A 13,098-nucleotide genomic window follows, 5' to 3' on the forward strand; every position below is an offset into this window, starting at 1 on the left:
AGCCCGGCATTGTAGCTGGGGCCCCATATTCCGGTCATGCCGGGCTGCAGCAGCCGTCAGGCTGGAGCCAGCCCGGCTGTGGGCGCGGGCTTAATCCGCTTGCGGGACGGAGACTTACGCCTTTTCCCTGAGAATCAGCGAGGCGCCCTTTTCCGCCACCATCATGGTGGCCGCGTTAATGTTGCCCGAGGTGATATTGGGGAAGATCGAGGCGTCGACCACACGCAGGCCCCGCAGGCCGTGGACCTTAAGGTGCTTGTCGACCACCGATTTTCGCGGATCGCTGCCCATCGCCGCCGAACCGCACAGGTGATAGATCGACCCGCAGTTTTCCCGGAAATAACTGAGCATGGCTTGATCATCCTGCACGCTTGGCCCTGGCAGCGTTTCCTCCACGGTGACGGCATCCAGCGCCTTGGTCGCCATGATGCGGCGGATCAGCCTGCTGCCCTGAATGGCCTCGACAATATCTTTGTCGGTGCTGAGGTAGTTAGGATCGATCAGCGGCGCATCTTCCGCACACTTGGATGCAATGCGCACGCTACCGCGGCTGGTCGGGCGGCAGGGGTTGAAGCACAACAGGAAGCCCGGATACGGCTCCGGCTTGATCGTGGCCTTGCTGCTTTTGGGAATCTGGTACGACAGCGGATTGAAGTACAACTGGAGATTGGGATGTTGTTGCGCGTCGTCGCCCCGGAAGAATCCGCCCGACTGATTAACGCTCATCGCCAGCGGACCGCTGCGGTTTAGGTAGTACTGCAATCCCACCTTCATCTGCCCGAACCAGGAACGCAGCTCATCGTTGAGTGTGGGAACGTTAGCCTTGTAGTAATAACTGACGCACAGATGATCCTGCAGATGTGCACCCACTGCGGGCAGGTTATGAACGGTGGGAATACTGTGCTGATCAAGCAGCAGCTTGTCGCCAACACCCGACAGCTGCAGGATCTTGGGGGTGCCGACAGCGCCGGCGGCGAGAATCACTTCACGATTGGCGCTGAAATCCTGCTGCTGACCTTGCTGCGTCGCACGCACGCCCATGGCGCGGCCTTCGGCGTCAAACAGCACGCGTTCGACTAATACCTCTGTTTCAACACGCACATTGCTGCGCTTCATCGCCGGATGCAGGCAGGCGAAGCTGCTGGAACTGCGTTCGCCGTGACGGGTGTTGAGATCGTAGATCCCGGAGCCTTCAAACTGCGCACCATTGAAGTCCCGGCTGCGCGGATAGCCAAGCTCATCGCAGGCGGCGAGGAAGGTATCGCAGATCGGGTGTGTCTTGCCGCGCATCGAGCTGATGTGGATCGGGCCGTGCCCACCGTGGTACTCGCTATCGCCTTCCGGGTGGGTTTCCAACTGGCGAAAATACGGCAGCACATCGCGCCATGCCCAACCGTCATTGCCACCGGCGGCCCAATCGTCGAAGTCATGCGCCTGACCGCGCACATAGATCATCGCGTTGATCGAACCCGAGCCACCCAGCGCCTTGCCGCGCGGCGCATACAGCTTACGGCCGCCAAGCTGAGGCTGTGGTTCGGAGTAGTACATGTAGTTGTACTGTGAGTTGTAGTACAGCTTGACAAAGCCGCCCGGCATTTTGATCCACGGGGAGTTGTCCTTGCCGCCAGCCTCCAGCACCAACACTGAGTATCGGCCCGACTCACTGAGCCGATTGGCAAGGATACAACCGGCAGAACCGGCACCAACAATGATGTAGTCGTATGTCATGGATGAAAATGCCGGAAACGTTTGAGGGAACACTCAGCCGCGGGCGGGCGAGTGATCTTTGACATCAGCAGGATTTGGCGCCATCTGCAGATGCAGGCGTTCACCGTTGTAAGGCGAGTGCTTGCGCACGACGTCCATATTCAGCTCGACGCCCAGACCCGGCTCTGTCGAGGGAATGATGTAACCGTCCTCCCACTGCAACGGCTTCTTGAGCACTTCGGCATGGAAACCGTCCCAGGTGCCAATGCTTTCCTGGATCAGGAAGTTCGGCGTGCAGGCTGCGAGCTGGAAACTGGCGGCAGCACCAACAGGACCGTTGTAGAGATGTGGCGCGATCTGCGCGTAGTACACCTCGGCCATGCTGGCGATCTTCTTCGCTTCGAGCAGGCCGCCGCAGCGGCCAACATTCATCTGCAGAATCGATGCGCCGCCGGCCTGCAACAACTTGAAGAATTCGTACTTGGTGGTGAGGCGCTCGCCAGTCGCAATTGGAATCGAGGTCTTGGTTGCAACTTGCGCGATGGCCTCTTCCTGGCCCGGAGGTACGGGCTCTTCGAACCATAGCGGGTCGTACTTCTCCAACCGCTTGGCCAGACGAATCGCGGAAGATGGCACCATCTGACCGTGCGTGCCGAACAGCAAATCACAGCGATTACCCACCGCATCACGAATCTTGCGACAGAATGTTTCGCAACGCTCAAGCACATCGAGCGAGATCTGGTGACCGGAATACGCGGTGTACGGGCCAGCGGGATCGAACTTCACCGCAGTGAAGCCCTGCTCCATCGCACGCACTGCGTATTCCGCGGCCAGATCCGGATCGCTGTAGTCGTACTCGCCTTTGCTGTTGACCGGATACAGGTAGGTATAAGAGCGCAGGCGCTCGTTCACCTTGCCACCCAGCAATTCGTAAACCGGTTTGTTGGCGGCCTTGCCGATGATGTCCCAGCAGGCCATCTCCAGGCCGCTGACCACACCCATCATGGTGAGATCGGGACGCTGGGTGAAACCGCTTGAATACGCCTGGCGGAAGAAACGTTCGACGTGATGGGGATCGTGATCGAGCAGATAGCGTTCGAACACATCCTCGATGATCGGCACCATGGCCTTGGGATGGAAGGTGGCGGCGTAGATTTCGCCCACGCCCTCGATACCATCGTCCGTTCTCAGCCTCACGAAAAGCCAATACATGCCACCGATATGCGGCGGCGGCACGGCAACAACGTGTGTTTCCAGAGCAACGATTTTCATGCGGACTCCCTTCGATTGATGCGCTTTTGCAGAGTGCAAGCGGCGATGACGCCGAGCACGCCCACCACGGCGATGTACGAGTAATAGAGTTGGTAGCCGAGTGCGCCACCGAAATGCTGAGTCAACCATCCATTGAGAAGCGGAACGTAGGTATCCGGTGAATAGCCGATGACCGACACGATGCCGATGGCCAGGCCGGTCACACGAACCGGCACGTTGCATACATCGAGAATGGCCCAGTACAGGCCTCGTATCGCGTACGCCATCAAACCCACGAATATCACGAAGCCTGCTGCGACCACCCCACTCTTCAACATGGGCGCTGCCACCAAACCGATGACCCCCAGGGTCGCCAGAGCGATCGCGACGGTAAGCACGCGCAGGTTGGTAAACAAATCACCCAGCCAACCGCCGCCAATGCCTCCGAACGGCCTTGTCCAGAGTTTGATCGTGGTGATACCCGCTGCGGCAGCCGCGGCGAATCCGAAACCGTCCAGCTCCAGATAGGCCGAAAAACTGTAGGTCACCACAAACAGGTGATAACCACAGAAGATGATCGCTGCCATCAGCCACAATTCCGGGATCTTGCTGAGCATCGCCAGATCACTCAGCAGGTTGCCGCGCTTGGTCTGCGCGACTTCGTCGAGCTGCCTTGGCGCAGAGGGACTCGGCAGAATGGCCACAATCAAACCCAGTGTCAGGCACAAATACGCGTACACATGGATGACGTGCTGGAATCCTTCCCCGAGTGTCTGACCTTCAACTTTCGTGTAATGGGTAAACAGCTTGTAGACAAGCGTCGCCAGCGTCGCCTCGACCAAGCCTCGACCACCGTCCAGAAAGCCAAAGAAGCGCCCCTGCTCTTCCTTGGTCGCAAGACTTTTGAGCCGCTTCAGCAAAGCAGCCCAGAACGTGAGTCCTGTGGTGAGTCCAAATCCGATAAAGATCAACAGCAGATAACGAAAGCTTGGAAATGTCGCGTACCACAAAGCAAGCGCGCCGGTGCCAAGGAGCGAAAATGAAATCAGCACTTTTGCAGGCACCCGGTCGGCAAGCCAGCCACTGGGGATATAGCTCAGCACTAAAGCCCAGCCCAACCCTGAGTACAGGTATCCGAGCTGCATATCGTCAATGCCAAGCCCCACCAGCATGCTGCTCTGATAAAGCTGACGCAGATACAGCACGGGATAGATGGCGCCCGCCGCGATCACCAGCAGTGCAAGCTGGCTATAGCGATAAAGCTTGCTGCCCTGGCCCACCGAATCGACCTGTTCGGCCACGTTCTTTTTGATTTTTGCATCCATGATCAATACCTCATGACCACAAGGCGGGTCTGGGTGAACTCGAGCATCCCGTGCTTGCCGTCATCGCCGCCGAGACCGGAACGCTTCCAACCGGCGTGAAAACCCTGATACGGATCGGCCGGCGTGCGATTCACGTACAGTTCGCCCGCCTCAATGCGATTGGCAACCTTGAGCGCCGTGCGGTAGTTCTCGGTGTAGAGCACGGAAGAAAGACCGAACTGATGGTCGTTGGCCATCTGCAGGGCTTCATCCAGCGCGTCGTAACGAAGCACTGGCAAAACCGGTCCGAAGATCTCTTCCTGCACGATCTCCATATCCTGTCGGCAATGGCTCAACAGCGTGGCCGGGTAGAAAAAGCCACTGCCTTCCGGCATCACGCCACCAGCCTCAAGCGATGCACCTTCGGCTATGGCGCGCGTGACCTTTGCATGCACTTCACGTCGTGCGCGATCGCTGACCAGCGGCCCCATGCGCGAAGGATCTTCGGCGCGATCGCCGATACGGATCGCGGCAAACTTTTCGCGCAACAGTGCGAGAAAACGATCATGCACGCTGGTGTGCACATAGACGCGTTCAATGGCGGTGCACAGCTGGCCGCAGTGCGTGGCCTTGGAGGCCGCAATCGCACTGGCTGCTTGCTCCAGATCTGCATCCGGCTCGATGATGGCCGGCGTCTTGCCACCAAGTTCCAGCGAAGGCTTGGCGATATTTGCCTTGCAGTACTCCAACACCGCTCGGCCGACACCCACGCTGCCGGTAAGCGTAATCATGCCAACGGCTGGTTGCGTACAAAGCAACGCCGCCTTTTCATGCTGCATGGCTACGACGTTCACCACGCCCGGCGGCAAACCTGCCTGCTCAACAACCCGGGCGATTTCGAATGCGCACAGTGGTGTGTTGTTGCTGGGGCGTACGACCACGGTGTTACCGGTGATCAGTGCCGGCGCAATCTTGCGCATCAGCGTGTAAACGGGATAGTTGAACGGAATCAGGCAAGCAACGACACCGATCGGTTCGCGTTGCAGCAGGATCGTCTCGTCCGCGCTATCGCTGGGAATCACCTCACCTTCGATGCGGCGTGCCCATTCGGCGTGATAACGGGTAATTTCCGCTGCGTAGACAGCTTCGTTGCTGGCATCGGCAAGACTCTTGCCTGATTCACTGGCCAATGCCGCTCCAATGGCTGAAGCATTGGTCACCATCGCATCTGCCAGCTTACGCAGATAGTTGGCGCGCTCAATGGCAGGCAGCCGGCCCCATTCGCGTTGCGCGCGTGCGGCAACGGCAACGGCATCCAGCACCTGCGTCGGGCTTGCCGCATCGATTTCGGCAATGCACGCGCCGGTAGCCGGGTTGTATACGGGGATCGGGGGTTCACCGCCCGCATCGACGAATACGCCGTCGATGAAATTTCGTTCGTTGCGCATAGATGTTTCCAACAAAAGTGGTCCAGCGATCGAGTCAGACAGACCCGCAGAGCGCGAGCTCAAGAAGTCGCGCCCAAACTCTTAAAAAGTGATGAATGGATAAGGCGTCTGTCTGCGGGCGATCGGCTTTCGAGAACCAAAGCGACAAGCGCCACAACTTCCGCCTTGTCACGTCAAAAGTAGTAGCCGATGTTCAAGTACAACTTGCCTCGCCAGCGGTTGAGTCCGCCCGCGGCAAGACTTTGTGTGTAGCTGCTGCCGCCGATATAGGGATCGTTGCGCCCGTTGATCCACTCAAGGTAGATGCTGAGCGGCTTGAGCGAGAACGACGTACCGAGGATGTAACGCTGCGAATTGTGGAAGGCTGGATTGGACTTCTCGTACAAACTGTAGGAGTTGTAGAACGTCAGGTTCTTGATCCAGCCACCCAGAAAACTGTCGGCAAAGGTGTAGCTAAAATTGCCGGCATAGAAGTTGCCGCGCGTCGCCAGATTGAAGGTACCGTCGTAGCCACCGACGGTGATGGTCTGCTCGCCGTTGGGATTCCTGGGTGCCATCTGCTGGCGGGCATATTGCAGCTTGGTGCCCCAGCCATTCTTCGTTGCGGCATAGTGAACGGCGTACGCGTTGCGCCGGCCGTAACGCTGCGTGTCGTAGTTATAGAGGCTGGAAGTGAGTAGCGAGAGACCTACCTCACCCTTCCAATTGCCGAGGCGCGTCTTGCGCGCCAAGCGTCCGACGAACACATCGCGCTCTACATTGTGAGTGCCGCCCGCTATTCCGGGATCGGCTGGTGTTACCACTACGGAATAGGTCGTACCCCGACTGGTTCCTTGTCCCGACCACGCCTGGCGTGCGTAGTAACCGACCTGCAGGTTCCAGTCATCCGTGTTCTGGGTGTATTTACCACCCAGCATATAGATGTCTTCCATGCCGACGAGATTGCCGAGCGTTTCATAGAATGTGCTGCTGTAGAGCGGCTGCAATCCGAATGGAACCTTGTTCAGGCCAAGCTCAACTTGATGCTGAGGATCGAAGCGATAGCCGATCCATGCATATTCGATGAAGCGGATATCGCCGAAATGGTGCACGTACTGATAGGGATACTCGGCCCCATAAAAACGATAGCGTGCTGCACCGATCCAACTGTCGGACGTATAGGTCGCGCGCAGCATGACGGTGTCTAGCCCTATGTTGTGGATGTTGCGCTGGGACTCCTGATCTGCTCGCACGCGGACGGCACCGCCAAGATCCCAGTTCTCATCCACTTTGACGGCCAGGGCGGGAGCGCTCAGGGCGAGTAGCGACGTAAACAGCAAGCCCGCGTAATGTCCCGGTAATCGTCCTTGGTGCATGGTGATGGCATCCGTTGCTTGGCTGAGACCGCCGCGACAGCGGGCGGTACCCTGTACTGTCGCCAGTCGGCATGTGCTGAGCCTCTCCCCCGGCAAAGCGCACATGAGCAACAAGACTCATGCTTTGCAGTGCAAATAGTCCGCTTCGGCAGGGCATTGGCTAATGCCTTTAGAGACTATCCATGCACATGAATGCGAAGCTATGGGACTATCCTTAAAATCCCCACTGCCCCTTTCGATACGCTCCTTGTTCAATGGACATGACGCCCCAACGCCTCAAGCTCCGATGCTTCATCGCGCCACATCATCACTTCCCGCCTCATCACTTCCCGTCGCGAGTCGGACTGGAACCCTCATGATTAAGGGTGTGCTGCTTGGCTTCGCCAGTTTTGCCGCGTACGCGATCAGCGACGCCTTCGTCAAATCGCTGCACGGCTCCATCCCGCCTTATGAATCGGTGTTCTTTGGTGCATTGTTCGGATTGACTGCGCTTCCCTTCATCATGAGCAAGGGCGATCGCTGGCGCGATGTGGTCGTGGCAAAGCGGCCATCCCTGTGGTGGGTGCGCGCGACGGCGGGGGCGATTGGCAATATTGCTTCCGTCACGGCCTTCACGCTGCTACCGATGGCGGAAGTGTTCACGATGATCTTTCTGATGCCGATCTTCGTGACGATCCTGTCCGTGCTCTTCTTGAAGGAACACGTTGGCTGGCGGCGCTGGCTCGCTGTGTTCGTCGGCTTTGCTGGTGTGCTGGTGGTGTTGCGCCCCGGCTTTCGCTCGCTCGGTGTGGGGGATATCGCGGGCTTGGTCTGCGGATTGTTCGCAGCCGCCTCAGTGGTAGCGCTGCGCGTCGCAGGGCCACATGAAAAGCGCATCAGCCTGTACGGCGCGGGTGTCATGGGGCCACTGATCATCGGCGGATTGCTGATGATTCCCCATTTCAGCTGGCCGAACTGGCACGAATGGGAATTGTTGGCCGGTTACGGATTGCTGGCCGCGCTGGCCGGCGTGCTGCTGATGTATGCCACGCTGATAGCACCTGCCAATCGGGTCGCGCCCACGCAATATAGCCAAATGCTCTGGGCTATCGGATTCGGTTATTGGCTGTTCGGTGACAAGCTTGACTACCCGATGCTGATAGGCATCGTGATGATTCTCGGCGCGGGTCTCTTTACTTTGGTCCGCGAAGAAAAGGTCACCTCATGGTGGAAACGCACCAAGATGGTTTGATATGACAGATCGCTTACGGGGCCCTACCCTCTCAAACAGCAGGCTGTTAAAAAACACGCACATCACAACTTCATTTGCAATATGTCTAATCGCAGTGCAGTCATTGCAGCCAGACCTTCAAGATAATAGGTTGGCCTGCTGTTTTTTTAAAAGCAGCCTGAATGCATTACGCAGCAATTAAGCGTGCCAAAAGCCGGAAATGGTCGAATTTGTGTCAACCGTGGAAGCCATTAAGCGTTGAAAACGACATTGACCGTCGTGCTGACGGCCTATTATCCGCTTGACGCGGAATGGTTTTGGACAACTGAAAGCGTTCCTGCAGACTCGGAGCGAACATCTGGAGATGGTTATGAGTGCCGACACCCAGCGAACAGCCGGCCACTTTCGCAAGAAGCGCGGCACCCTGATTGCCGTCGTGATTGTGGCAGCGATTATTCTGCTGATCCTTTTCCATCTCATTTTTGGAGGCAAACCCGCTCGTAACGGTAATCCTCCGCAGGTGGTCAGCGCCGCAACAGCCACGCTTGGCAGCATGCCGGTGATCCTGAACGAGCTCGGCACGGTCACCCCGACCGCCACCGTGACCGTATTGCCCCAGCTCAGCGGCTATCTGACGGAAGTGGGTTACCAGGAAGGCCAGGATGTAAAGAAAGGCCAGTTCCTCGCCCAGATCGATCCGCGCCAGTACGAGATCAACAAGCAGCAGGCCGAGGCCCAGTTGGCCAAGGACCAGGCAAGCCTGGACCAGGCGCGCGCCGACCTGGCCCGCTATGAACAACTGCATCAGCAGAAATCGATTGCCGAGCAGACCTATGTCGACCAGAAATTCCTGGTCGCGCAGGACGAAGCCGCCGTGAAGGCGGATCAGGCCGCCATCGCACAAGACGAGCTTGACCTGACCTACTGCCACATCACCGCACCGGTGGATGGCCGCATCGGCTTGCGCCTGGTCGATCCGGGCAACTACGTCACCGCGTCCAGCTCACCCGGCATCGCTGTCATCACCACGATGAAGCCGACCACGGTGGAATTCACCGTGCCGCAGAATTCACTGAGCCAGGTGCTGGAGCGCTTCAATTCGGGCTCCAAGCTGCCGGTGACGCTGTACAACAGCGATAACACCAAGCAGATTGCCGCCGGCACGCTGTACGCCATCAGCAACCAGATGGCCACCAGCACCGGTACGGTAACCCTGCGCGCGACGTTCCCGAACGACGATGAGTCGCTGTACCCGAACGAATTCGTCAACGCACGCTTGTTGGTCAATACCCTGCAGCAAGCTGTGCTCGTGCCCACGCCAGCGGTTCAGAGCGGCGCACCGGGCGATTACGTGTATCTGGTCAACGCCGATGACACCGTTTCGGTGCATAAGGTGACCCTCGGCCCCAGCGACGGCAAGAACACGGTCATCCTTTCGGGCCTGTCGACCGGGCAGACGGTGGTGACCGATGGCATGGATCGCCTGAACGACGGCGCCAAGATCAAGATTGCACAAGCGAAGCCATCGGAAGACGGTAGCGCGCCGGCTGCCGCCTCTTCGTCAGCATCGGCCGCACATCACAACGGTAAGCGGAAGCACACCTCCGATTCCGCTTCCTCGGCGTCGTAATCGGCGGGCCCGCATCCGATGAATATTTCCCGCCTGTTCGTACTCAGGCCGGTAGCCACCTCGCTGCTGATGATCGCCCTCGTACTGGTGGGCTTGGTCGCGATGCGTTTCCTGCCGGTTTCATCCCTGCCTGACGTCGATTACCCGACGATCCAGGTGCAGACCTTCTATCCGGGTGCCAGCCCCTCGGTGATGGCCACCACCGTTACGGCACCGCTGGAAGTACAGCTGGGTGAAATCCCCGGCCTGCAGCAGATGACGTCCAGCAGCTCGGCTGGCGCATCCATCATCACGCTGCAATTCGACCTGTCGCTCAATCTCGACGTGGCCGAACAGAATGTGCAGGAGGCGATCAACGCCGCCAACAGCCTGCTGCCAAGCGGCCTGCCGGCGCCGCCGACCTATGCCAAGGTGAATCCGGCCGATCAGCCGATTCTCACCTTGGCGGTCACCTCCGATTCGATGTCGCTGACCCAGCTGCAGGACATCGCCAATAACCGCCTCGGCACCAAGATCTCCGAAGTGCCCGGCGTGGGCCTGGTGACACCAGCCGGCGGCAATGTGCCGGCCGTGCGTGTGGAAGCCGATCCGCAGAAGCTGGCGGCCTACGGTCTCAATATCGACGACCTGCGCTCGCTGATCTCCAACGTCAACGTCAGCCAGCCCAAGGGCAACTTCGACGGTCCCAAGCTCGACTACACGATCAACGGCAACGATCAGATCCAGGATCCGAAGGATTATCTGGATACGGTGATCTCCTACCAGAACGGCGCGCCGGTCTATTTGAAGGACGTCGCGCGTGTCACGCAAGCCGCGCAGGACACCGAACAAGGTGCCTGGTACAACAAGACGCCAGCCATCGTGCTCAACGTGCAGCGCCAGCCCGGCGCAAACGTGATCGCCACGGTCGACCAGATCACCAAGGAATTGCCACAACTCGAATCCACCCTGCCCGCCGGCATGAAAGTACAGGTGGTTTCCGACAGCACCGGGGTGATCCGCTCGTCGGTTTCCGATGCCGCGTTTGAGCTGGTGCTCGCCGTGGTGCTGGTGGTGCTGGTGATCTTCGTGTTCCTGCGCAATCTGCCCGCTACCATCATCCCCAGCATCTCCGTGCCGGTCTCGCTGATCGGCACGCTGGCGATGATGTACGAGCTCAATTACTCGATCGACAACCTTTCGTTGATGGCGCTGATCATCGCCACCGGCTTCGTGGTCGACGACTCGATCGTGATGATCGAGAACATCGTGCGCTATCTGGAAGAAGGCGAGACGCCGCTGAACGCTGCGCTGATTGGCGCGGGTCAGATCGGCTTCACGATTCTGTCGCTGACCGTTTCGCTGATCGCCGTGCTGATCCCGCTGCTGTTCATGGGCGGCGTAATTGGACGCCTGTTCAGTGAATTTGCGGTCACACTCGCAGTGACCATCGTACTGTCCGGCGTGGTGTCACTGACCTTGGTACCGATGCTGTGCGCGCGTATTCTTCGTGCTGAATCGGATCGACATCCCAGCCGTTTCGAGAAGATCAGCGAGGGTTTGTTCAACAAGACCCTGGCGGCCTATGAACGCGGCCTGCGCGTCGTGATGAATCACCAGCGAATGACCCTGGTGGTATTCGTCATCACGGTAGCCATTACCGCCGCGCTGTACATCATCATCCCCAAGGGCTTGTTTCCCGTGCAGGACGTGGGCGTGATCCAGGGCATCAGTGTCGCCGACAACTCCGTGTCCTACACGACCATGGTTGAACGCCAGACCGCGCTGGCCGAAGCCATCCTCAAGGATAAGGATGTCGTCAACCTGACCTCCTATGTAGGCATCGACGGCACCAACACCACGCTCAACAACGGTCGCTACCTGATCAATCTGAAGTCACGTGACGATCGCTCCGAGACCGCCGAACAAATTGCCCGTCGCATCCAGACCGAAGTGGCGAATGTTCCGGGCATCAAGTTGTACCTGCAGCCGGAGCAGGACCTCACGCTGGATACCACCATCTCGCCCAACCAGTACCAGTTCGTGCTGCGTGGACCGAGCCAGCAGGCATTCCAGCAATACGTACCGGCCTTGATCGACAAGATGAAGCAGATCAAGTCGATCCGGGACGTCACCAGCGATCTGAACAACGACGGCCTGAGCGTCAATGTCGAAGTCAATCGCCAGTTGGCGGCGCGCTTCGGCATTACGGCGGCGACCATCGACAACGCGCTGTACGACGCGCTGGGCCAGCGCATCGTGTCCACCATCTTCGATCAATCCAGCCAGTATCGCGTGATCCTGGTGGCCAAGCCGGAAAAAATGCCGACGCTGCAATCGCTGGGCGAGCTATATCTGCCCAGCCAGACCAGTAGCACCGGCCAGGTGCCACTGAGTGCGATCGCCAAGATCGAAGTCACCAAATCACCGCTGGTGATCAGTCATCTGGCTCAGTTCCCGTCAGTGACCATTTCCTTCAACCTCGCCCAGGATGCGTCGCTGAGCAAAGCCGTAGATGAGGTCAATCAGGCCGAGAAGGCTGTGAATCTGCCATCGTCGATCACCTCGTCGTTCCAGGGTGCGGCGCAGGCGTTCCAGGATTCGCTGTCTAGCGAGGTCTATCTACTGATCGCTGCGCTGGTTGCCGTGTATATCGTGCTGGGCGTGCTGTACGAGAGCTTCATCCATCCAGTGACCATTCTCTCGACGCTGCCTTCCGCAGGTATCGGCGCGCTACTGGCGCTGATGGTGGCTGGTTCCGATCTGGACGTGATTGGCATCATCGGCATTGTGCTGCTGATCGGTATCGTGAAGAAAAACGCGATCATGATCGTGGACTTCGCGCTCGAGGCCGAACGCGAGCATGGCAAGCCGCCGGCTGAAGCCATCTTCGAAGCGTCGCTACTGCGTTTCCGCCCCATTCTGATGACCACCTTGGCGGCAATGCTCGGCGCACTGCCGATGTTGCTGGGCTCCGGCACCGGTTCTGAGCTGCGCCGGCCGCTGGGTCTGGCCATCATCGGCGGCCTGACGCTGAGCCAGATGCTGACACTGTTCACCACACCGGTGATCTATCTGTTCTTCGATCGGTTGGCGCAGCGCTTCCAGCGCAAGCCGTCGCTGGCGGCGGGAGATAGCACGCCATGATGGCTTGCATGCCATGCAGCCTGCCCCCTCTCCCTCCGCATGCTCCACAGGGGAGAGGGAGCCGAAG

8 protein-coding genes are annotated in these 13,098 nt (G+C 58.8%); 3 read left to right on the forward strand and 5 right to left on the reverse strand.

Annotation, left to right across the window (positions count from 1 at the left end; all coding sequences use genetic code 11):
- Positions 1-114 precede the first annotated feature (114 nt).
- The 5 genes from ISN74_RS12445 to ISN74_RS12465 all read right to left on the reverse strand — a co-directional run bounded on the left by ISN74_RS12445 (position 115) and on the right by ISN74_RS12465 (position 7,065).
- Entirely contained in the window at positions 115-1,728 is a 1,614-nt protein-coding gene (locus ISN74_RS12445) for a GMC family oxidoreductase (protein WP_188801069.1), read from the reverse strand.
- 33 nt (positions 1,729-1,761) lie between these two features.
- On the reverse strand, positions 1,762-2,979 hold the full coding sequence (locus ISN74_RS12450) for a mandelate racemase/muconate lactonizing enzyme family protein (RefSeq protein WP_188801070.1): 1,218 nt from the start codon (positions 2,977-2,979) through the stop codon (positions 1,762-1,764).
- The gene (locus tag ISN74_RS12455; protein ID WP_188801072.1) at positions 2,976-4,283 is read right to left on the reverse strand and encodes an MFS transporter; all 1,308 of its coding nucleotides are present in this window, start codon (positions 4,281-4,283) and stop codon (positions 2,976-2,978) included. Before ISN74_RS12455 ends, ISN74_RS12450 begins: the two co-directional genes overlap by 4 nt.
- 2 nt (positions 4,284-4,285) lie before the next feature.
- Positions 4,286-5,710 carry an aldehyde dehydrogenase gene (gene aldA, locus ISN74_RS12460; protein ID WP_188801074.1) on the reverse strand — a complete coding sequence of 475 codons (1,425 nt, stop codon included), beginning with the start codon at positions 5,708-5,710 and terminating at the stop codon, positions 4,286-4,288.
- A gap of 173 nt (positions 5,711-5,883) precedes the next feature.
- Entirely contained in the window at positions 5,884-7,065 is a 1,182-nt protein-coding gene (locus tag ISN74_RS12465; RefSeq protein WP_188801075.1) for a porin family protein, read from the reverse strand.
- 355 nt (positions 7,066-7,420) lie between these two features.
- Here ISN74_RS12465 and ISN74_RS12470 point away from each other — a divergent pair, with 355 nt between their 5' ends.
- The 3 genes from ISN74_RS12470 (at position 7,421) to ISN74_RS12480 (ending at position 13,031) form a co-directional block, all read left to right on the forward strand.
- Complete coding sequence (locus ISN74_RS12470; RefSeq protein WP_188801077.1) at positions 7,421-8,296, forward strand: DMT family transporter; 876 nt, start codon at positions 7,421-7,423, stop codon at positions 8,294-8,296.
- Positions 8,297-8,645: 349 nt separating this feature from the next.
- On the forward strand, positions 8,646-9,905 hold the full coding sequence (locus tag ISN74_RS12475; RefSeq protein WP_188801080.1) for an efflux RND transporter periplasmic adaptor subunit: 1,260 nt from the start codon (positions 8,646-8,648) through the stop codon (positions 9,903-9,905).
- Between the two features lie 18 nt (positions 9,906-9,923).
- Positions 9,924-13,031, forward strand: a complete 3,108-nt coding sequence (locus ISN74_RS12480; protein WP_188801082.1) for an efflux RND transporter permease subunit — start codon at positions 9,924-9,926, stop codon at positions 13,029-13,031.
- Positions 13,032-13,098: the final 67 nt, after the last annotated feature.

Origin of the sequence: Dyella caseinilytica, from assembly GCF_016865235.1 — a bacterium.
GTDB classification, from domain to species: domain Bacteria; phylum Pseudomonadota; class Gammaproteobacteria; order Xanthomonadales; family Rhodanobacteraceae; genus Dyella_B; species Dyella_B caseinilytica.